21 protein-coding genes are annotated in these 21,416 nt (G+C 46.7%); 13 read left to right on the forward strand and 8 right to left on the reverse strand.

What is annotated here, in order from left to right; all coding sequences use genetic code 11:
* Window positions 1-47: 47 nt before the first annotated feature.
* Entirely contained in the window at window positions 48-1,100 is a 1,053-nt protein-coding gene (locus LMJ53_RS11545; RefSeq protein ID WP_229586195.1) for a sensor histidine kinase, read from the forward strand.
* A complete protein-coding gene (locus LMJ53_RS17100; RefSeq protein ID WP_229586196.1) occupies window positions 1,093-1,869 on the forward strand; it encodes a LytR/AlgR family response regulator transcription factor in 777 nt (258 codons plus the stop codon). Before LMJ53_RS11545 ends, LMJ53_RS17100 begins: the two co-directional genes overlap by 8 nt.
* A gap of 4 nt (window positions 1,870-1,873) precedes the next feature.
* Here LMJ53_RS17100 and LMJ53_RS11555 read toward each other — a convergent pair whose 3' ends face one another.
* Window positions 1,874-3,184, reverse strand: coding sequence for a short-chain fatty acid transporter (locus LMJ53_RS11555; RefSeq protein ID WP_229586197.1), 1,311 nt, complete (start codon window positions 3,182-3,184; stop codon window positions 1,874-1,876).
* A gap of 183 nt (window positions 3,185-3,367) precedes the next feature.
* On the opposite strand from LMJ53_RS11555, the gene LMJ53_RS11560 reads away from it, so the two are divergent.
* The 3 genes from LMJ53_RS11560 (at window position 3,368) to LMJ53_RS11570 (ending at window position 5,642) form a co-directional block, all read left to right on the forward strand.
* Window positions 3,368-4,147 (forward strand): peptidylprolyl isomerase, encoded by a 780-nt coding sequence (locus LMJ53_RS11560; protein WP_229586198.1) that lies wholly within the window; start codon window positions 3,368-3,370, stop codon window positions 4,145-4,147.
* Window positions 4,148-4,304: 157 nt separating this feature from the next.
* A complete protein-coding gene (locus LMJ53_RS11565) occupies window positions 4,305-5,126 on the forward strand; it encodes an ATP-binding cassette domain-containing protein (RefSeq protein ID WP_229586260.1) in 822 nt (273 codons plus the stop codon).
* Window positions 5,127-5,135: 9 nt separating this feature from the next.
* A complete protein-coding gene (locus tag LMJ53_RS11570; protein WP_229586199.1) occupies window positions 5,136-5,642 on the forward strand; it encodes a GNAT family N-acetyltransferase in 507 nt (168 codons plus the stop codon).
* 23 nt (window positions 5,643-5,665) lie between these two features.
* Here the strand turns inward: LMJ53_RS11570 and LMJ53_RS11575 are convergent, their stop codons facing one another.
* The gene (locus LMJ53_RS11575; protein WP_229586200.1) at window positions 5,666-7,471 is read right to left on the reverse strand and encodes a hypothetical protein; all 1,806 of its coding nucleotides are present in this window, start codon (window positions 7,469-7,471) and stop codon (window positions 5,666-5,668) included.
* A gap of 311 nt (window positions 7,472-7,782) precedes the next feature.
* Here LMJ53_RS11575 and LMJ53_RS11580 point away from each other — a divergent pair, with 311 nt between their 5' ends.
* From LMJ53_RS11580 to LMJ53_RS11590, 3 genes are all read left to right on the forward strand, one after another.
* The gene (locus tag LMJ53_RS11580; protein ID WP_229586201.1) at window positions 7,783-9,792 is read left to right on the forward strand and encodes a DNA topoisomerase III; all 2,010 of its coding nucleotides are present in this window, start codon (window positions 7,783-7,785) and stop codon (window positions 9,790-9,792) included.
* Window positions 9,793-10,061: 269 nt separating this feature from the next.
* Entirely contained in the window at window positions 10,062-10,760 is a 699-nt protein-coding gene (locus LMJ53_RS11585) for an AAA family ATPase (protein ID WP_226750610.1), read from the forward strand.
* Window positions 10,747-11,052: a ribbon-helix-helix protein, CopG family gene (locus LMJ53_RS11590; protein ID WP_226750609.1), complete on the forward strand. Its 306-nt coding sequence runs from the start codon at window positions 10,747-10,749 to the stop codon at window positions 11,050-11,052. Before LMJ53_RS11585 ends, LMJ53_RS11590 begins: the two co-directional genes overlap by 14 nt.
* 92 nt (window positions 11,053-11,144) lie before the next feature.
* Here the strand turns inward: LMJ53_RS11590 and LMJ53_RS11595 are convergent, their stop codons facing one another.
* Both LMJ53_RS11595 and LMJ53_RS11600 read right to left on the reverse strand, forming a co-directional pair.
* A complete protein-coding gene (locus LMJ53_RS11595) occupies window positions 11,145-11,567 on the reverse strand; it encodes a DUF3010 family protein (protein ID WP_229586202.1) in 423 nt (140 codons plus the stop codon).
* A gap of 12 nt (window positions 11,568-11,579) precedes the next feature.
* The gene (locus tag LMJ53_RS11600) at window positions 11,580-11,942 is read right to left on the reverse strand and encodes a hypothetical protein (protein WP_229586203.1); all 363 of its coding nucleotides are present in this window, start codon (window positions 11,940-11,942) and stop codon (window positions 11,580-11,582) included.
* Window positions 11,943-12,121: 179 nt separating this feature from the next.
* Between LMJ53_RS11600 and ccoG the strand changes: the two genes are divergently transcribed.
* From ccoG to LMJ53_RS11615, 3 genes are read left to right on the forward strand one after another with little or no spacing between them, the layout of a single operon-like run.
* Window positions 12,122-13,549, forward strand: coding sequence for a cytochrome c oxidase accessory protein CcoG (gene ccoG, locus LMJ53_RS11605; RefSeq protein ID WP_229586204.1), 1,428 nt, complete (start codon window positions 12,122-12,124; stop codon window positions 13,547-13,549).
* Window position 13,550: 1 nt separating this feature from the next.
* On the forward strand, window positions 13,551-14,549 hold the full coding sequence (locus LMJ53_RS11610; RefSeq protein WP_229586205.1) for a serine/threonine protein kinase: 999 nt from the start codon (window positions 13,551-13,553) through the stop codon (window positions 14,547-14,549).
* A gap of 58 nt (window positions 14,550-14,607) precedes the next feature.
* Window positions 14,608-15,243, forward strand: a complete 636-nt coding sequence (locus LMJ53_RS11615; RefSeq protein ID WP_229586206.1) for a thiol:disulfide interchange protein DsbA/DsbL — start codon at window positions 14,608-14,610, stop codon at window positions 15,241-15,243.
* Between the two features lie 50 nt (window positions 15,244-15,293).
* Here the strand turns inward: LMJ53_RS11615 and LMJ53_RS11620 are convergent, their stop codons facing one another.
* The 3 genes from LMJ53_RS11620 to LMJ53_RS11630 form a co-directional block, all read right to left on the reverse strand.
* Window positions 15,294-15,677, reverse strand: coding sequence for a DUF4920 domain-containing protein (locus tag LMJ53_RS11620; RefSeq protein WP_229586207.1), 384 nt, complete (start codon window positions 15,675-15,677; stop codon window positions 15,294-15,296).
* A 9-nt stretch (window positions 15,678-15,686) separates the two neighbouring features.
* Complete coding sequence (locus LMJ53_RS11625; RefSeq protein WP_229586208.1) at window positions 15,687-17,519, reverse strand: SLC13 family permease; 1,833 nt, start codon at window positions 17,517-17,519, stop codon at window positions 15,687-15,689.
* Window positions 17,520-17,688: 169 nt separating this feature from the next.
* Window positions 17,689-19,713, reverse strand: a complete 2,025-nt coding sequence (locus LMJ53_RS11630) for an alpha/beta hydrolase family protein (protein WP_229586209.1) — start codon at window positions 19,711-19,713, stop codon at window positions 17,689-17,691.
* Window positions 19,714-19,963: 250 nt separating this feature from the next.
* Between LMJ53_RS11630 and LMJ53_RS11635 the strand changes: the two genes are divergently transcribed.
* Complete coding sequence (locus LMJ53_RS11635; protein WP_229586210.1) at window positions 19,964-20,539, forward strand: DUF6942 family protein; 576 nt, start codon at window positions 19,964-19,966, stop codon at window positions 20,537-20,539.
* Window positions 20,526-21,002: a hypothetical protein gene (locus LMJ53_RS11640; protein WP_229586211.1), complete on the forward strand. Its 477-nt coding sequence runs from the start codon at window positions 20,526-20,528 to the stop codon at window positions 21,000-21,002. The genes LMJ53_RS11635 and LMJ53_RS11640 overlap by 14 nt, the downstream gene beginning before the upstream one ends.
* Here the strand turns inward: LMJ53_RS11640 and LMJ53_RS11645 are convergent.
* The gene (locus LMJ53_RS11645) at window positions 20,999-21,217 is read right to left on the reverse strand and encodes a hypothetical protein (protein WP_229586212.1); all 219 of its coding nucleotides are present in this window, start codon (window positions 21,215-21,217) and stop codon (window positions 20,999-21,001) included. The two genes, LMJ53_RS11640 and LMJ53_RS11645, sit on opposite strands and share 4 nt — an antisense overlap.
* Window positions 21,218-21,416: the final 199 nt, after the last annotated feature.

Genomic DNA, 21,416 nt, shown 5'->3' on the forward strand with positions numbered 1-21,416 from the left:
GGCAATTGCCGCCTTTGTCACTTTCCAAGGACAGACAGGTACTGATTATGTTGCAGCGGTTTTACGCCTACTTGCAAGTTGACCGGCCTTTTTTACTGGGTATTTTCTGCTTTAGTTACTTTTTAGTCATTAGCAACCGCGTGCGAGCGGGGATGGTGTCTTGGTATACCTTTACCCCCGAAGCGCCCATCGTCACGTTTTGTTCAGCCTTGCTTATTTTTTTGTTGGTACGTTACTGCTTAAACCGGTTTCAACATACCGATGACGGCCAGCTTAGTTGGTTGAAGATGTTGCAGATTATCTGCGTTTCTCTGCTGGTCTATTTAGCCTTTAATAACAGCATTAGCCTGCTGATTTCCGTGATGTTTAACACTGTCGAACGTAATTTTTCACCGAATTTGCTGTTAAGCAAAAATTTAGGCGATATTGTCGATGTGGTGTTATTCGCCGGTATTTATTTGGCGCGTTATCATTGGCAAGCGGCCAGTCGTTATCAACAACAAGTCGCCGATTACAATCAACAACTGGCGCAATTAACTATTCAGCAATTAAAAGCGCAACTGAACCCGCACTTTATCTTTAATGCGTTAAACACTTTAGATGAGTTGATCAGTGTCGATCAAAAACAGGCCAGCCGCTATTTGCATGACTTTGCCGCGCTCTATCGGCTATCTATGCACAATGCTACGCAGCAGTTAGTGCCGCTGGCACAAGAGATAGAGTTTGCGGAATATTACTTTAAATTAATGCAAACTCGTGTCGGGCCCGGTTATCAGTTAGCCATTGATCCGGCTTTGCGCTCCAATCAAAGCTTGTTGCCACCCTTTAGTTTGCAGTTATTACTCGAGAATGTGTTTTTACATAACCAAGGCAGCCTAGCAGCGCCATTGCTGGTGGATATTTCACTGCAGCAACAACGTGTGGTGGTCAGTAACCCCTTACAGCCGAGCGCCAAAAAAACACGTAGCGGTAATGGCATCGGTTTAACAAATTTAGCTAAACAGTTTTTGTTTTTAACCGGCCGTAATTTAGATATCAGTCAGGCAAATCAACGCTTTAGTGTGAGCTTGCCGTTAGTAGAGGAGCAGCCAAGTGTTTAGGGTAGCCATAGTGGAAGATGAGCCATTGGCGCGCAGCAAGTTGCGACGTTTGATTGCCGAATTACCTGATCCGATGGAAGTCGTCGCTGAACTGGCGACAATAAAAGAAACGGCCGCCTTTTTAACGAGCGGCCAGGCTGTTGATCTGATTTTTTCTGATATCGAGCTGGCGGATGGCAATGTGCTGACCACTTATCAACACATACCGCCTTGCTGCCCGCTGATTTTTATTACCGCTTATGATCAATTTATGCTGTCAGCTTTTGATAGTCAGGGCATTTCCTATTTACTTAAACCCTATAACAGTGAAAAGCTGTTGCAGGCTTGGCAGAAGTTTCGCTTATTAAGTGCCAAAACCGTTACTGCGCAGCCTGATCTCTCCAAGCTGACTACCTTGTTAGCGCAGTTGTCCGCAACCCCTGCCGTGGCCAGTTATGCCACGCGCATAGCGATACGGCAGCAGCAACAGATTTACTTTTTGCAGATAGCCGATATCAGTTATATCCAAGCTGATGGTGGCCTGATTATGGCGTTTGATGCCGCAGGAAAGCGGCATTATTTGCCTTACACGAGCTTGCAAGCGGTAGAGGCGATTTTAGATCCGCAACGTTTTTTTCGAATTAATCGCAGCGAATTAGTGCAAACGCATTACATTGAGCGGTTAGAGCGTTTTTGTAAAAATACGCTCACGGTCTTTTTACGCTCCGGCGTGCAGCTAAAAACCAGCCAAAGCCGCACCAGCGAGTTTAGTCGCTGGTTGGGTATTTAGTTGCTTAAACAAAGGTGAGTACCAGGCTAATAATCACGCCGGTGATCAGCAGCTGCATTAAACAAAACCCCATGATGTCTTTGGCTTTTAAACCGGCAATAGCCAGCACAGGCAAGGCCCAAAACGGCTGGATCATATTGGTCCAGGCATCGCCCCAAGCTACCGCCATGGCGACGCGACTAATATCCGCGCCTAACTCCAGCGCAGCCGGTAACATTACTGGGGCTTGTACCGCCCACTGCCCCCCACCAGAGGGCACAAAAATATTAACGATACCGGCACTGATAAAGCTAAAAAATGGCAAACTTTCTGCACTGGCAAAACTAACAAACCATTCTGACATGCTCTGTGCTAAACCCGACTGGATCATAATGGCCATAATGCCAGCGTAAAATGGGAATTGGATCACAATGCCGGCGCCGCCTTGCACCGCTTGTTGCAAGCTATGCAGTAAGCGGCGGGGTGTGCCATGCAGCACTATCGCCAAAAACAGGAATAAGTAATTAACGATGTTTAAATTAAGGCTACCGCCTTTGACAAAATACTGGACTAAATAAGCAACACCCGCAAAGCCGACAATCAAAGCTAACAGTAGGCTATTTTCAAGTTTATCTGCCGGGCGCTGCTGGGTGATTTCTGGTAAAGGCGTGTCATCGAGTTTAGCGGGGTCGACATAGATACTGTCTTTTGCTGACGGTAACATCAGATAATTTACCAGCGGCACTGCGACAAATAGCAAGGCCAGCAATATCAAGTTAAAGTGCGCGAAGATAGTCTCACTGGTCGCGATTAAGCCAATTTGTGCTTCGGCAAAATGTCCTGGTGTCGCAATGGTCAGCGGTACCGAACCGGCTAAACCACCATGCCACACAATAAAGCCTGAATAAGCACTGGCCACCAGTAAGCGATAATCCACTTTGATTTGTCGGGCTAATGCTTTGGCAAATAATGCGCCGACCACCAGGCCAAAACCCCAGTTAAGCCAACTGGCGAATAATGAAATCACGCTAACTAACACAATGGCTTGGCCCGGCGTTTTGGCCAGCATGGCTAGGCGATCTAAAATGGCTTTTACCAAGGGGGTACTGGCCAGCATGTAGCCGGTAACCAGCACTAACAGCATTTGCATGGCAAAGCTGAGTAAGCCCCAAAAGCCATCTCCCCATTGTTGTAATACTTGCTGTGGCGACTGTTGTTCAAACAGCACTGCGGCAGCAAATACCACTATGGTGAGTAGTAAGACAAAGATATAAGGATCAGGTAGATAACGTTCGACTAAGCGAACAAAGGGTTTCGCAGCGGTATTAAGCATCATCAACTCTTTTTATAATAATAATAGGCTTAACTTTAAAACAGCTTAGCCAAACAACACAACCGCTACAAGGCGTTAGCCGCAGCACACTTTAGTCTTATGCCAAGAGCGATTAAACGTAAAGGCACTGGCCTCGCCTTGTCGCTTTAGCGTATGCTTAGGTTTTGTATCTACTCGGAAAGTTTAATGAAATTATCTCGTTTGTTAGCCACGACAGCGTTGTTAGTTGGCAGCACCTTAATGGCGCCGTTACATGCGACCATCGTGCAATTTAATACGTCGTTGGGCAACTTTGAAGTCAACTTGTTCGACGAAACCACGCCAAAAACCGTAGAAAACTTTTTAAGTTACGTTAAAGACCAAAGCTACGATAATAACGTGGTGCATCGTTTGGTGCCGGGCTTTATTGTGCAAGGTGGCGGTTTTGTTTACACCGGTCAGGTGCCGTTTGGGAATGTGGTGGCTAAGGCTGCAGTACAAAATGAACCGAAATGGTCTAATCGACGTGGCACTATCGCTATGGCTAAAATTGGCGATCAACCCAATAGTGCGACTAGCCAATGGTTTTTCAATTTAGTGGATAACCAAACCAACTTAGATGCGCAAAATGGCGGCTTTACCGTATTTGGTCAAATCTCTGTGCAAGGTTTAGAGATTTTGCAGCAAATGGCACAATTACCTACTTATAATTTTGGTGGCGCCGCAACCAACATTCCACTGCGTAATTATACGTCAGCCGATTTTGCCGCCGGTAAAGCCCTAACGGCTGACAACTTGGTGCTAATTGAAAGTGTGTTTGTGATTGATGCTCGAGTTAACACTGCTGCCGGTTTAACCCCTGTAGCCAATACTTTAGCAAGTAATAGCGCTGCAGAAGGCGATTCAGGCTCGGGCTCGATTAATTGGCTCGTGTTGTTATTATTGCCATTAGCGGCTTTACGTTTGCGTGCCGCTCATCGTAGCTAGGGCTTGTTGACGTTTGCTGTTTAGATTTTGTTCGTTTGGCGATGTTTTGATCGCGAAATGAATGCGTTAAGCTGTTCAGGCCGTTTACTAAAAAAGGGTTGCGGCCTTAAATCATTTTTTATCTCTTCCTCGCGCGACTAACAGCAGGCTTAACGTGATGGATGTTTCTGCCCTTCTCAAACAACTACCTGTGGCCACGCAACCGGCTTATCGGCAAGTTTTACAATTGTTATTGCAGCAAATCATACCGTTGGCACGGCCTTTAGTGCTGGGTATTAGCGGTGCGCAAGGCAGCGGTAAAAGCACCTTAGCCAAATTGCTGTGCGGCATGCTGCAACAGCAGGGTATTTCGGCCGCCACCGTGTCGCTAGACGATTACTATTTGTCGCAACCTGCTCGGCAACAGTTAGCCGCGCAAGTGCATCCGCTGTTGGCCCAACGTGGCGTACCCGGCACACATGACATCCATAAAGCATTAGCGGATGTGCAAGCGGTGCTCGCTGGGCAGGCTGTAGCATTGCCACAATTTGACAAGGCGATGGACGATCGGTTAGCTGACTTACCCAAACAACAGCTTGATGTGCTGATTGTTGAAGGCTGGTGTTTAGGTGTGGCAGCCGAAGCTGCTGAGGTGTTGGCGCAGCCTGTAAATGATTTTGAAGCCGCTGCCGACGCTAAGGGCGTGTGGCGTAGCTATGTTAATCAGCAACTGGCGGGTAGTTATGCCGAGTTATGGGCTTTCCTACAGCCACTGATTTGGTTAAAAGCGCCTGATTGGTCCAGTGTTTGTCGTTGGCGAGCTCAGCAAGAGCAGCAATTATGGCAGCAACGAGGTAAAGGTATGTCGGCTACTGAATTGGCTGCTTTTATGTTGCCCTTTCAGCGGCTGACTCAAGCCAGTTGGCAGCAGTTGCCGACACGAGCAAATTACACTATTGTACTAAATGAGGCACAGCAACCGTTGCTCAGCCATTATTAGGGGTTGTGGGTGATTTATACACATCGCTTGACACTGCGGCCACTGACGCTTGCTGATGCACCTTTTATGCTGACGTTATTAAATGATCCGGGCTTTGTGCAACATATTGGCGATCGCGGGGTACGCGATTTGGCTGGCGCTGAGCAGCATTTGCAACAAGGGCCGTTGAAAAGTTATCAACAATACGGTTTTGGCTTGCGGGCAATGGAGCACACGGCCACCAAACAGTTAATTGGTATCTGTGGTTTATTGCAGCGTGAACAGCTTGATGCGCCCGATCTTGGCTATGCTTTGCTCGAACCTTATCAGCAACAAGGTTTTGCTTATGAAGCTGCCAAGGCCGTGTTGCAGTGGGCGGTTACGCTACGGATACCATCGTTGTATGCCATTGTTAATGAAGATAATACGGCTTCGCAGGCCCTGTTGCACAAGTTGGGTTTTGCTTACCATAGCCCCTTTAGTTTAACGCCTGAACAGACCGGTTGGTTATATCAACGAGCATTACCAACAGCTTAAATGACGTTGCTAAACACCGCCGCTTAACAGCCACATTCCTGAAGTTTCCGTTCTAGTTGCGCAATTCGTTCCTGTGCTTGTTCACGATAGCGTGTTAAACGCTCGATGGTCGCGGCTGAATTGCTCTTCACAAAACTCACTTGTTCTTCAAATTGCACTTTCTGTTTATTAAATTGAAAGCGTTCTAGTTGAATTTGCTGCACGGCCTCGCGCTGTTGTGCTAGTTCTTCTCGTAATTGTTTGATCGTCTCGCGTTGCTCGGCCTGATGTTGCGAGGTAATGCTATTTTGATGTTTCAACAATGCTAAATGAGCGCGTAATTGTTCCACATTGTCGCATTGTTCAGGGTTATTCGGTTGCAACAAGGCTTTTAATTCGGCTAATTCGTGTTGCACGTTATGCAGTTGATCCGCTTGTGCTGCATTAATGGCGAGCGCCTCATCCCGCTCTGCTGTTAACACACTGAGTTGCTCGCTTTCCGCTGCCTGGTCGGTGGCACTGTGTTGTGGCGTGGCCAGTTGTTGCAGTAGGTCTTGGTGCTGTTGCTGCAGTTGTTGCAATTCTTGCTGTAACTGAAGGTTTTCTGTAGCCGTGGCTTGCTCGGCGGCACTGTGTTGTGGTGTGGCCAGTTGTTGCAGTAGGTCCTGGTGCTGTTGCTGCAGTTGTTGCAATTCTTGCTGTAACTGAAGGTTTTCTTTAGCCGTGGCCTGTTCGGTGGCACTGTGTTGTGTTGTGGCCAGTTGTTGCAGTAGGTCCTGGTGCTGTTGCTGCAGTTGTTTTAACTCTTGCTGTAACTGAACGCTGTCGGCTGATGCAGCGGGCTCTGCTGAGGTTTTTTGACGGCGTAACTGACTCAACAGCGTATCGCGCTCAGAGCTGAGTTCAGCACATTGCTCGGAATATTCGGCCAGTTGCTGATGGATCTGTTTTTTCATTTCAAAGTGTTGGCGTTGCTGCTCTGTCAACCGTTGTTGTAAGGCATCATACTCGGCCTGTAGCTCAGAAAAATGCTGTTGCTCTTGTTGATACTGCGCCACGGTGTTTTGCGCTGCACTTAACGCTTGCTCGGTGTCTTGCTGTGCACTTTTAGTCTGCTGCAACGTTGTTTCAAGTGCGTCGAGTTGCATTTGAGCCGTGCTTAATTGCTCAGCCAGTTGTTGCTGTGCCGCCTGCTTTTCCTCTAATTGAGCAATTAACTGCTGTTGTTGTTGATACTGTTGTTGTAACTCAGACAATTGCTGCTCGGTGTCGTTAAGCTGTGCTTGCTGTGAAGCGAGAGCGGATGCTTGCTCAGAGGCTTGAACATTGGCGGCGGCCACGGCCGCTTGGCTGGCGGTTAGTTGCTCCGTTGCCTTGTTCAGTTGTTGTTCTAACTGGCCCAGTTGTTGTTGCAAAGCGGTGCGCTCTTGCTGCAAGCTGGCAAAGTGTTCTGCCTGTGTGGTCAGTTTCTGTTGTTGGCTGTGCAATGTTTGCTCTAAAGCCGTTTTACGCTGTGCCAACTGCTGCCATTGCTGCTGTGCCTGTTGTAAGTGCTCAACCGCGATCACTTCACCTTGCAGCGCTTCTGCTAATTGTTTTTGCAGCGACGCCGTTTGTTGTGCGCCTTGTCGCTCGGTTTCACGCAGAAACGCTTGCATAAAATCGTCACTGAGTAATGGCGCTTGCTCAAGCTGTCGCTGTTGAGCTTGCTCGTATCGCCACTTTTTATAGTGTGCGATCACCGTTGCTTGTGCGTCAGACACTTTAGACAAGACATAATCTAGCGATACGGTTTTACCGGTACTTTCTAGATCATCACAAATTCTTTTTACATCAGTATATTGCGACATTTTCTACGACCTCATAGCGAAGCAACAAAACCAGAGTAGGCAAGGAACCCATATTTACAGCTTAGAAAATAGCCAAGTTGTCAGCAATTTCGATCTACTCAATAATTATGCTGCGATTGTTTTTTAAACATTAATGTATATAAGTAATTGAAATAATTCATTTTAATTTTTATTTGGCGAGTTAAGTTAGCGGTTCCAATTGTGGTTTTAAACATCAATATAATCCTTAGGTATTAGCCAGTGTCACAAGTTTTTGCTATTTAATGTTAGGCAAGGTAAATTAACTGATTATTTGTACAGTGTTTTGTCTGATGATTTTATACATTGCAGAAAAGCCCAGCGTTGGCCGTGCCGTAGCCGATGTGCTCCCCAAACCACAGCAAAAAGGCGATGGCTTTATTAAAGCCGCCAATGGCGATGTGGTGACTTGGTGTATTGGTCATTTACTGGAACAGGCAGAACCTGAAGCCTACAACGCCGATTACAAAAGTTGGCGCAAAGCCCACCTGCCAATTATTCCAATAGAATGGAAACAACACGTTAAGTCGCAAACCCGCCAGCAATTCAATGTGGTTAAAAAGCTGATCAAAGAAGCCGATGTGTTAGTGAATATGGGCGATCCGGATCGTGTCGGGCAAATTTTGGTGGATGAAGTGATTAATTATGCGGGGATCAGTCAAGCCAAGCGTGCGGCCACCAAACGCTGTTTAGTGAATGACATGAATCCGGCGGCGATCAGCAAAGCCTTAAAGGATTTGCGCCAAAACAGTGATTTTATCCCACTAGCCACTTCAGCCTTAGCGCGGGCACGGGCCGATTGGTTGTATGGTATCAATATGACACGGCTATGCACCTTGCTTGGCCAAGAGCATGGTTATCAAGGGGTGTTGTCGATCGGCCGTGTGCAAACGCCGGTGTTGGGGTTAGTGGTGCACCGCGATCTAGAGATTGAACACTTTGTAACGAAACCCTTTTATGAGGTGTGGGTAACGCTGCAAACCCGCAGGGGTGAGCAATTTAAGGCAAAGTGGCAACCGAGTGCCGCCTGCGAGCCGTACATGGATGAAGATGGCCGGGTGTTACTGAAAAAGTTAGCCGAAACCGTGTTAGCAAAGGTTAGGGGCCAAACGGGCCAAGTTAAAGCCGTGAAACGCGAACAAAAAAGCCAGGCTGCACCCTTGCCTTATAATTTATCCTCATTACAAATTGATGCGTCTAAACGCTTTAATTTAAACGCACAAAAAACCTTAGATATTTGTCAGCAATTGTATGAACGCCATAAGTTAATTACCTATCCGCGTTCTGATTGTCGTTATTTACCGGCGGGTCACTATGCTGAACGGCAAAAGGTAAGCCAAGCGATTGCCAGCAGTAGTTCGCAATTAAGTCAGGCCGTGAAAACAGCAGATTTAAACTTAAAAAGTAAGGCCTGGAATGACAGCAAGGTAGGGGCGCACCATGCCATTATCCCTACCGAGCGGGTGCTGGATGTGCAGCGTCTTTCGCTAGATGAGCGACATATTTATGAGTTAATTGCCCGACAATATTTAATGCAGTTTTATCCGGCGTTTCGTTATAGCGAACATCAAATTGATACTGAAGTCGCCGGGGGGTTGTTTGTCGCCAAGCAAAAATCGACCGTCGATCTGGGCTGGAAGGCCTTACTTGCACGTTCCGGTACAACTGACGAAGAGGCGAACGAATTCAGTACAGCTTTGCCGGCAGTGCAGCAGGGCGATCAGGTTAATTGTGTTGAAGGGCAACTGGATGAAAAGCAAACCAGCCCGCCGAAGCATTTTACCGACGCTAGCTTACTGGCCGCTATGACCGGCATCGCGCGTTATGTTACCGACCCAGAAATAAAAAAAGTGCTACGCGATACTGACGGTTTAGGCACTGAAGCTACGCGAGCGGGCATTATTGAATTGCTGTTTAAACGACAGTTTTTAACGAAACAAGGTAAAGAGATCCATGCCACCCCTATTGGCCGGCAATTAATTCAAAGTTTGCCGCAGCGTATGGTGGTGCCCGATATGACGGCACACTGGGAAGCGCAGCTTGAAGCGATTTGTGAAAAACGCTTGCGATACGACCAGTTTATGCAACCGTTACAGCATGGCTTAGTCGAGCTCATTAGCGAAGTTAGCCAGCAACAGGGGCAGTTTTCGGGATTAAAAGGGCTGGGTCAAAACCGCTTTAGCCGCAGTAAAACCGGTCGGGCTAAATTTGCCGCCAAGAAAACCAGCAGCAAAGCAGCAAGTAAAACAACCGCAACCAAAAAAGCGGCCGGTAGCACTCGGTCTCGTCGCAGCAGTAAATAAAAAACCGCAGTAACAACCTAACCCAAAAGAGTTATAACCAAAGAAGCCATTTATCAATAAAGCACAGTAAAACAAGGCTTTTGCGCAACAGCGCTAATTCAGGTGTCGCTAACATGAAGGATGCACTAGGCTATAAATAGAGCAAGATAACCGTAACAGTGCAGTGCTTATAGGCTGGCACTAGCTATATTGCAAAGATTGCCTACACTTTCATAGTGTCATGGCAGATCAGACAGCCAGCGCTGTTGTACAACAGAGAGGGTGCACAAATGATTTTGTTAGTTGGTGGTGAAAAAGGTGGCAGCGGCAAAAGTTGTCTAGCACAGAATATTGCTGTGTACTTTTCCCGCGAGAAAAATGCTAATGTGATGTTGGTCGATTGCGATCCGCAACGCACCACGTCAGATTGGGTGCAAGAGCGACACATGAATCCAGAATTACCTTGGCTGAATTGTGTGCAAATGTACGGCAAAATTCGTTATGAGCTGAAAAGCTTAGAAATGCATTACGATGTGGTTGTGGTGGATTGTGGTGGCCAAGACAGTGTGGCTTTACGTTCAGCGATGGTGGTGGCCAGTCATGTATTATTTCCACTAAGACCGAAGCGCCGCGATTTAAAAACACTCGAACACCTTGAAGATTTGGTCAGTGCCTGTAATGTAGTTAATCCAGAGATGATTGTGGGTTGTGTATTAACCCAGTGTCCGTCATTACCCAATCAAGCTGGACGCATTTTAGATGCAAAAGAGGTCTGTAAGAGCTTTAATTTACGTGTGCTCGACAACATTACTTACAGTCGCAACATTTATGACGATAGCGAAGAAAAAGGCTTATCGGTAATGGATGTGGATAATGAAGGTAAAGCAGCCTCGGAAATGAAATCGATTATTGAAGAATTGCTATCCATGAGGGCGATACAACAAGATGGCGCTAAGCGACCTGAAGAAAAAGTCTTTGCCGTCAAATAAACCCAGTTTTACCACTGAAGAGTTTATTGATGATGCAAATAATTATGCCTTGGGGCTGCCGCAAATTGTCAGCTTGCGGCAACTATTACCAGACGAGGATGAAACGGCTAAACTGCCGATGCGTCATGCTACTTTTACGTTAAGCGAAGAGGCGATTGCCGCCCTAGCCGAGTTAAGTGAATTAACCGGTGAATCTAAATCGAAACTGATCCGCACCTTAATTAAACGCGCCACGCAGTCAGTGCAAATTGATTTGGCGCGCTTAAAACCCACAACATCAAAAAAAGACTAACGATTTCACCAGTGTTTTGTTAGTGATAACCGCCTACTTGTATAAATACCAGCCACTCAGCTGCAAAAACAACCATCAAACGTCAACAAGCCCTAGTTAACTAAAAACGCGTAGGCAGTAACATAAGCCGTTTCTTGAAAAACTTTTAGGCCGGTTGATTTAAAATCTACAGGTAAGGGATTACGTTTAATGCGATCTTTTAAGGCCGCACCCGACAAAATGGTGGTGGGACAAGTGGGAATTAATTGAATTGCCGCTTCAATTTTAAACCCTACCGCACCGCCCGCAAATTTACCCTTTTGTGGCCGCTCTTTAATGATCAGATGCTCAATTTTATAATCTTCGACCAGTTTTTTTATCGCAAATTGAAATTTTTGTACGCTTTCAGCTTGTTGATCTTGGCTCAGCGCGATTCGATTAACCCGACATTCCGGAAGATCAAATAAGCCGTCTTCTAAATTCATTAAACATAAAATGGCTTCACTGCCTTTTATTTCGATCCCGCAGACGCGCATGGCAATTTCCTGTTAGTTATCTTGTAATTGGTTTAAATGTTTTTCGATAATGCGGCAGCTTTTTTGCTGTACCTCACCAAAAAGCAAAGAATTAAATTCTTGGTTTACGCAGTAGGTTTGCCGATATTCCAAAATACTGCTGCGACTGGCTGCCGCATTGTTTAGCAATTTTTGTTGGCCAACCCCAAGGTTTTCAGTTAAGGCGGTAAATTCGCGCTGTACCGCAATCACCCCACGATCTTCCTGCTGCCAGCTTTCGTACACCACAGACTCTACCTTGTTAAAAAACATATCTCGGTAGGTTTTGAGTGGCTCTCTGCCAGAAAAAGTGATTAAAAGTAAGATAATAAAGGCAAACCAAAAAAACTTCTTCATAGTTAAGGCTTATAATTGCAAGCAATGCCTCATTCTAGCGGAATTCAAACGCTTTCGCATTAAAGTGTTGTGATATATGGCGGTAGCTTATTTTATGTCAAATAATTTCGGTAAGAGCCTGATATACTGAGGCCATCACCAGTTGTCACCCAGTGCCATGTTATTGTTGAGGAAGACCAGTGGATAAGCAAAAAATTGACGTGAAAAACATACCGGTTGAAGTGAAAATTCATCGACCTGCCGCTGATACCACAACGAAATATGCTTCACGCGATCGGATCTATATTCGTTCGGTGAAGGGATTACACCAAAGCCTGCGTCGTAATATGGGCTTTATCTTTATGTCGTTGTTTTTTCTTTTGCCATGGATCCCATATCATGGTCAGCAAGCGATCCTGCTAGATATTGGTGAGCAAAAATTTAATATTTTTGCCTTAACCCTGTGGCCGCAAGACTTTACCTTATTAGCCTGGATCTTTGTAATCGCCGCTTATGCGTTGTTTTTTGTGACAACCTTTTATGGGCGGGTCTGGTGTGGTTATCTTTGCCCGCAATCGGTGTGGACTTTTACCTTTATGTGGTTTGAAGAGAAGATCCAAGGCACGCGTAATCAGCGCATGAAGCTTGATCAAGCGCCGATGAGTTTTAATAAGTTTTGGAAGAAAGCCCTAACGCATTTTTGTTGGTTGGCTTTTGCATTGTTTACCTCATTAATTTTTGTCGGCTACTTTACGCCGATTGGCCCACTATTCCTTGATTTCTTTACACTGCAAGCCGGGTTTTGGGCGGTGGTGTCAGTGCTGTTTTTTACTTTTTGCACCTATGGTAATGCCGGCTGGATGCGAGAAATTATGTGTACGCACATTTGCCCTTATGCGCGCTTTCAATCAGCGATGTTTGATAAAGACACTTTTACCGTCACCTACGATGAAGCGCGTGGAGAAAACCGTGGACCTCGAAGCCGCAAAGATACCGATTATAAAGAAAAAGGCTTAGGCGATTGTATCGACTGTAACCTGTGCGTGCATGTCTGCCCTACGGGTATCGATATTCGTAACGGCTTGCAATATGAATGCATTAATTGCGGGGCTTGTATCGATGCCTGTGACGATACCATGACAAAAATGGGCTATCCCAAAGGCCTGATCAGTTACACCACTGAACACACCTTACAAGGTAAACCGGCGAAAGTGTTCCGGCCGAAACTACTGGGTTACTTCTTCGTGTTGATCTTGGTGTGTGTGGCCTTTGTCGTGAATTTAGCCATCCGCAAACCGTTGGAGCTCGACATCATCCGCGATCGGGGAGCCTTATATCGTGAAACGCCAGAAGGCTTAATTGAAAATACCTATACCCTCAGTATTATCAATAAATCGCAGCAACCAAAAACGCTGAACTTGTCGGTTATGGGCATTGAACAGTTAAAATGGATTGGTGATACCGAAGTGATATTAGCCGGAGGCGAAAGCCGAAACGTGGTGATAAGCCTCGCTTTAGATCCCTATTATGCGAAGAAGCCGGTGTTAGACGTAAGCTTTACCGTGACGGATGCAGCACAACCCGAGTTAACGATTTCTCAGGAGAATAAATTCTTTGCCGGGCGTTGAGTTGACGCAGCGTTTTGATTTTTCAACGCTGCAGCCTGACCTGATTTTAGATGCGTTGTACCATTACGGTTTCGATGTTAGCACTGGGCTGCTGGCACTAAACAGTTATGAAAATCGCGTTTATCAATTTAGTGCTTATCGTGATGGTGCCGCACAGCCCGAAAAACTGGTGGTTAAGTTTTACCGACCAGAGCGTTGGACCGCGGCGCAGATTGAGGAAGAGCATCAATATGCTTTTGCCTTAGTCGACGCCGACATCCCCGTAGTGGCACCGCTTCGTTTTGCTGGCAGTAGTTTATTGCATTATCAGGGCTTTTTATTTGCGGTTTTTCCAAGTCGTGGTGGCCGTACTTTAGAAATCGACAACGATGAGCAATTGGCTATGTTGGGGCGGTTTTTAGGTCGGATGCACCAGGTGGGTCGCCAACAACCTTTTCGTGAACGCCCCACCTTAACCGTCGAAAGTCATTTAATTGAAAGCCAGCAAGTATTAGCCAGCTTAAGTTTAATTCCCACTTATCTGCGGCCGGCCTTTGACAGCGCCTTAGCGCAGGTGATTGCCGAAGCCAGTCGACAATATCGGCCCGCTCAGCTGATCCGGCTGCATGGTGATTGTCATGCGGGTAATCTCTTTTACACTGGCAATGGCCCGTTTTTTGTCGATTTAGATGATTGTCGCATGGGGCCGGCGATGCAGGATATCTGGATGATGCTGTCCGGTGATCGGCAACAGCAGCGTTTTACCCTTGAGTTAATGCTAGAAGAGTACGAACAGTATTGTGAATTTGATCCGGCCGAGTTAAAACTGATCGAGCCATTACGCGCTATGCGTATGATCCATTATATGGCATGGTTAGCGCGGCGTTGGGAAGATCAAGCTTTTGTGATGAACTTTCCATGGTTTGGTACAGACAAATACTGGGAACAGCAGTGTCTGGCGCTAAAAGAGCAACTGTCATTATTACAGCAACCCCCTTTAAGCTTAGTGCCAGACTATTAACAATTTGCTAAGCTAGTGCGCAAAATGACCCAGCAGTATGACTAAATAGAGGTAAATAATGAAAAAGTGGTTAGTAGCAGCCGTCGCTGCCGTCTTGTTCCCCTTGTCGGCATTCGCCAACAATTATGAAGAAGGCAAGCATTACGAAGTGATATCAGAACAAAAAACAGCTAAGCCAGAAGTGAAAGAATACTTTTCTTTTTATTGTGGTGGTTGTTACGCTTTTGAGCCGATTGCCCAGAGTTTAGCGAAAAACTTACCTGCCGGTACCGAGTTCAAAAAATCACATGTCGACTTTATCCGCGCCGCCTCACCTGAAATTCAAAATGCTTTAGCGCGTGCTTATATCTCTGCGAAAAACCTAGGTAAAGGCGATGAAATGGCCACGGCTATTTTTAATCAAATTCATAAAAGCCGCGTACCATTTCGGGCAGAAGACGATGTGCGTAGCCTGGCGCTGATTAATGACATTGATGCCGAAACCTTCGATAAAGCCATGCGCAGCTTCCCAGTGCGCGGAGCGGTAGGCCAAATGGCACGTGAGCAAGAACAATTAAGTGAAAGCCGTGTACTAACGGGTGTGCCAATGTTGGTTGTTAACGGTAAATATAAAATCAATAATCAAAACTTAGATCAACGTAATCTGCAAACAGATATGCAAAACCTTATCGAGTTTTTATTAAAGAAAGACTAGTTATACTCTGCTAATGAAAAGGGCCAGCATGCTGGCCCTTTTCTATACGCTTAATCAGCAATCTCAACACCCGTAGGGACTAACTGATAAGCCTCCGCTTTACCTTCGGCTTGTGGCCAAACTTTAACGATACCTTTTGCATAAGCCGTTTTGCCTTTCGCGCTTAATGGAAACACCATATCGCCATCTTTTACTTTAATGCGAAAGCGAGACTCTGCTTCATCGCTTGCGAGTGTCATCCAGCAATGCATTTTGGTACAAACGGCGGTGACAGTACCTTCAATGGTAATTTCTTTATCAAGATAGGTGGCAGGCGATGCTAATACCGAGGCTACGCTGGTCAATGCGGTTTTATCAAGGTTCTCACCAAAGGTAGTGGCTGCAGATAAACTGGCCGCAAAACAAAGTGACGCTAAGCTGAAAAGTGCTTTCATGGTTTCTTCCTACAAAGGCCAAAAGAACAATAATGCCGGCACACCGACGACAATCACAACAATTTGCATCGGCAAACCCAGTTGCCAGTAATCGGTAAAGCTAAAACCACCCGGGCCTAAAATCAAGGTATTATTTTGATGGCCAATAGGGGTTAAAAAGGCGCAAGAAGCACCGATAGCAATAGTCATCAGCAGCGTATCGGGGTTTACGTCAAGTTGTGTGGCTAAACTGATGGCAATGGGGCACATCATCGCGGCTGTGGCGGCATTATTTAAAAAGGACGTTAGAACAATAGTGAGGATTAATAAACTGATTACCGTTAGCTGTGGGTCTGCTTTACCGACTAAGTCGAGCATGCTTACGGCTAATAAATCCCCTGCACCCGTCGAACTCATGGCCCCGGCAACGGGGATTAAACAGCCTAATAACACGATCACCGGCCAATCAATCGCACTATAGACCTTGCGCAACGGAATCACATGAAAGGCCATGATCAACAACATGCCGGCGGCAAAAGCCACGGCGGCCGGTAATAATCCTACCGAAGCCGACAGTACGGCTGCGAGCATAAAGCCACTGGCCAGTAAGGTTTTGCGTTTATCCGGCACCTGAATTTGCCGCTCAGCCAACGGCACACAGCCAAAATCGGTGGCGAAGTTTTGTAAGGCTTGGCTGTTGCCTTGCATTAAGATCACATCCCCGGCTTGAAAACGAGTACGGCGTACCCGTTTAACTGAGCGATTACCGTGGCGTGATAACGCTAACAAGTGAATATTAAAGCGCCGGCGCATTTGAATTTGCACGGCGGTGCGGCCAATAAGATCGGAGTTGGGTAACAGTGTTAGCTCAATCAAACTGACGTCAGGGCTCACTAAGGTTTTTTCTTTAGAGGGGGGAATATCGGTTTGGCTTTTGGCTAACGCTTTATCTTGTTCTTTTTGCAGCTGCGTATCGGCGCTATCTTCCAGCGCTAATTCTAAGCTCGATAACAATTTACCCAGTGTTTCTGGTTCGGCTTCAATCACTAAAATATCGTTTTCTTTTAGTTGATAAGAGCTAGAAGGAACATGCTCCCGGTACTTGTTTCGTACTATGCCCACTACTTGCGAGTCGAGTTCATCTAAACTGCGCTCGAGCTCACGTAAGCGGCTACCACAGAATTTACTACTCGCTTTGATCCTAACTTCCGTTAAATATTTGCTGGTTTCAAAGCTACTGAGATCAGCCCGTTGCCGCACCGGCACTAAGCGCCAACCTAATAAACCGATAAATAACACACCCGCTAATGTCACTGCGATGCCTGGCCCCGCAAAGTCAAACATGGCAAAGCCTTGACCATGTACTTCGGCTCTAAAGCTGGAAATGATCAAGTTCGGGGGGGTACCAATAAGCGTCGTCATACCGCCAAGCATCGAGCCAAAGGCCAGTGGCATTAATACTTGGCCGGGTGCCAGATTAATGCGGCTGGCAAGCGGAATGGCCATCGGCATCAATAACGCTAATACGCCAACGTTATTCATAAAGCCGGACAACACCGCCGCAAACGCGGTTAAAGCGGTAATAGTGAGTGTTGGCCCTGCATTAGAGGGTAAAACTTTGTGTGCTAAGACATCAATCGCGCCCGTCGTTTGCAGTGCTTGGCTTAAGACTAATACACAGGCAACGGTAATCACCGCGGGGTGACCAAAGCCATTAAAGGCTAACTCTGCAGGGATCAAACCTACCAACACGCAGGCTAGTAGGCTAAACAGCGCCACAATGTCATGTCGCCAACGATCCCAAACAAACAGTACTATGGTGATGCCAAGGATCAAAAAAATCAGTAACTGGTCAAGGGTCATAAAGGTTCCTGTACCAGACAGGGACAAAGCCACTGTCGAATAACCGCTCTTTCTCTATACTAGGCGTTAATGGGTAGAAGTAACAGCTAAAGAGTTGAAAAGTCGGCCTTTAGTTTGGATGCCGAGAGAAAAACTGCAGCACGCAGCGCGTGCTGCGTGCTGGGAGGGATTAACGCGCGCCAGGCTCGGCGAACTGGGTCATCCAATCTTTCACTTGGTTATACCAATAGATGGAGTTGTTTGGTTTTAAGATCCAGTGGTTTTCATCGGGGAAGTAAATCATTCGCGACGCCACGCCACGGCTTTGCAAGGTACGGAATAACTCAAAGCCTTGCCCAACCGGTACCCGATAATCTAACTGGCCATGGATAACTAACGTTGGCGTATTAAAGTTACCGGCAAAATAATGCGGCGAAATACTTTTGTATATCTCTGGTTTGTCCCAGAAATTGCCAAAGCGGGTTGAATGTACAGCAAAGTCTGCCGCCATTTGCGAATACATGTTGTAAACCGCGGCATGGATCAGTAGGGCTTTATACGGATGTTCAGTACCCAACAAGATAGCACTTAAGTAACCACCGTAGCTGGCGCCACCGGCGACCATTCGCTCGGTATCAATCCAGGGTTGTTGCTGGAACCACACGGTCGCGGCTTGAATATCGGCTAAGGGTTTCGTGCGCCAATCGGGGTTAATGGCATCGGCAAAGTCTTGGCCAAAACTGCTCGAGCCGTGGAAGTTAGGCCAGGCCGTAACATAGCCCCAAGAAGCAAAGGTTTGTGCATTCCAGCGGTAGCTAAAGCTATCGCCAATGGCATTGTGCGGGCCGCCGTGGATCAGCATAAAGAAGGGATACTTTTTGCTCTTATCAAAGCCCGGTGGGTAATGCACCCACATTTGGATATCTTGGCCTTCAGCACCTTTATAGGTTACCGATTCATAGGTGCCTAAATCCGTTTTTGAAAGTAATTCATCATTAAAGCTATCCAAGCGCGTGGTATTACCCGAGCGCACATCCACTTTTACCAGGCGCGCTGGATATAAAAAGCTGTCATTGGTGGTGACTAAGGTATTTTTACCCGCTAATACCGGGCTACCAAAGCTGGTGTTTTTGGTAATGGCGCGTTGTTTGCCATTCTTGGCATCGACATAAAATAAACGGCTGGTAGCCGCATCATCCACGCTGGCGTAAAAGCCTTTACTATCGGCGGCCCAAACAAAGTCACTGACTGAGCGATCCCACTCAGTGGTCAGTTCACGGGTGGTTTTCTTCGCTAGGTCGTACACCATTAAACGTGCGGTGTCGGCATAAAAACCCTGAATACGCTGGCGGCTAAAGGCCAAGCTTTTACCATCAGGGCTAAAGCTGGGGTTCGCATCGGGGGCTTGGTTATCCGGTGTAATGTTGTCAGCTTTATCGCTGCCGATGGCCGCTAAAAACAAATCAATTTTTGGATCAACGCTGTTGCTTGAACCATTGGCATTAAAGGCGATATAGCGCTCTTGCGCATCAATGTCGTAGCTGCTGGCGCTTTGGCTAGAGCGCGGTAATTCGATGCCGATTTTTTGGGTGATAGCTTCTACTTCCCCGCCTTTAGTAGGAATACGGAAAACATGGGCTTGGCGATTTTCATCAATCCAATGGTCAAACTGCGAATAAGGCAGCGCATTCCACTGCCACGCTGACACCTTTTTCTCTTTATTGGCTTTAAGCTCGCCGCTCATGTCTTCCCAGGTTTTGCCTGGCCAAATACGGCTGACAAAATACAGGTGCTCCCCGACCCATTTCATACCATAAACGCCGGTGGGTACTTGTGTTAAACGCTGTGCTTCGCCGGGGGTTGTTAGGGGTAACAGATAAATTTGCCCAGCATCGTCTTTATGCCGTTGGCTGATAAAAGCCAAGGTTTTACCGTCTGGCGAAAAGGTGGCTTCGCTGGCACGCATGCCTTCAGCGGTAAGGGGGCGCTGAGTTTTGCCATCGGCGCTAAATAGCCAAAGCCGGGTATGGCCTTGATCGGCGGGTACATCATAGCGGGTTACGGGCGCGACAATCATACTGCCATCGGCGGAGGCAACCGGAGTGCCAATGCGCTCTAATTGCCATAACCGCTCTACACTTAAGCTGTTATCTTCAGCCGGGTTAGCCAGGGCTAACAGTGGCCAAAACAAACACAGCAACACGAATTTTTTCATCGTAAGACTCCGTATTATTGAATGCCGATCAGTTTGGTTTTTTATAACACGCGGTTTGCTCATATCTACATGCCATAATCATGCATGGCCTGTCAGGGTTGATTTAGAGCAAGCCGGTTAGGCTTTACTGATCGGCATTACCGTATTATTAGGTTATTTTTCTGAAACTTTACCGTTAGAATAGTAGCACAAAGCCTTGCTAGGTTAAGGCGTTCTGCCGCAAGAACTAAGGCGTTAAACGGGAGTATCTATGCCACTGGTTGGTGTGACAACAGCGCCGCCGCTTGTGAGCGAATTCGCCATAGGTTTTGGCGATCCACAGGCACAAATTTGTGTGTATGTAGCGAAGCGACCACCGATGCAGGAATATGCGGCACTTAATCATATACAGCCGCTAAGTACCGGTGAAATTGCTGCGATTAATCAGGCCTGTGGTAATGGCTGGCGCAAAGTGTTTAATGTGTATGCCAAGCTGCTTTTTACCCTAGATAAGCGGCAGTTTACTTTCCAACAAACCGCCGACAGTTGGCAGCAATTCCGTGAGCAGCAGTTATTACAAATCGGCAGTAACACGGCGTTGTTATTTAGCCTGCCGCAGTTCGCCGTTAACCGCCATGCGATCCATATTATTGCCGGGCGCACCCATGCCAAAGCGCTGCTAGATGCGGGGTTAGCGGCGCAATTGCAATGGTTAAATCATGAGTTTGCTATTGATCGCCAGCAGCGCCTATTGGTCTGCCCCTATTTTGACTATCGGCAACTGAATAACGAAAAAATTCAGCAGCTTTCAACCCTAATAAGTGAGTTACCTCATGTTAAAACCTGACCCGTTAACCGAACAACTGACCGAGCTATGCAGCTTATTAGCCGACTATCAATTTGGCGTAGGCGGCAGTTGTTTGCTATGGCAACTAGGACTGGTGGCGAAACCCACCGATATTGATTTGGTGTGTACTGAAGATCACTTTGCCCAAATCAGCGCTTTGCTGATTAATGCGGGCTACCAAACACAGCAGATACCGTCAGATCCGATGTATGCCACCGCTAAGTTCAACCATTTTCGCCATGCAGAGGGCCGCAGTGTTGATCTGATGGCCGGTATTGCAGTGCGAAAAGACAATACAATCAACCGCTTTGCTTTTCATCCTGAGCGTTGCCGCTGGCAAGATGGCATCTGTTGGATGCCGCCTGCCGATTGGTTGCACATTTACCAGTTGTTTGGTCGCAGCGAACGGGTTGCGCAACTGCGGCAGTATTTAGTGCAGTTGCGCTTAGGCAGTTTGTCTTAGCGATCGACCAACAACTCAGTAAGTACCTGTTTAATAAAGTAGGCCACCGCACCAAGGGTGCTAATGGGCAAAATAAACGGGATAATGCTGTAAATTGTCTTTTCAAAAAAGCCAATCAACAAAAAGAAGATGACAGGCGCGACGGCCAACAGCAACGTAAATCCTAGGTGTTTTTTGATGATGTTCGTTATGTGTTTTTCTGTGATTTTGTTCATCGCATACCGTCTTATGTTATAGCTATGTAGCGCAGAACGAGCAGTAGTGGCAGGCCTTGAATTTAGCAATGTTTCTGTTGAACGGCAAATAATCCAAACCTAAGTTTACGGCAGATAACTGTTCTATAACTATAGGCACGTGCGTTAATTTTATAACGATTTAGCTGCTAGCATGGCCGTTGTTAGTTTTTAAATCGAG

The organism is Rheinheimera sp. UJ51, assembly GCF_020819615.1.
Classification (GTDB): domain Bacteria; phylum Pseudomonadota; class Gammaproteobacteria; order Enterobacterales; family Alteromonadaceae; genus Alishewanella; species Alishewanella maricola.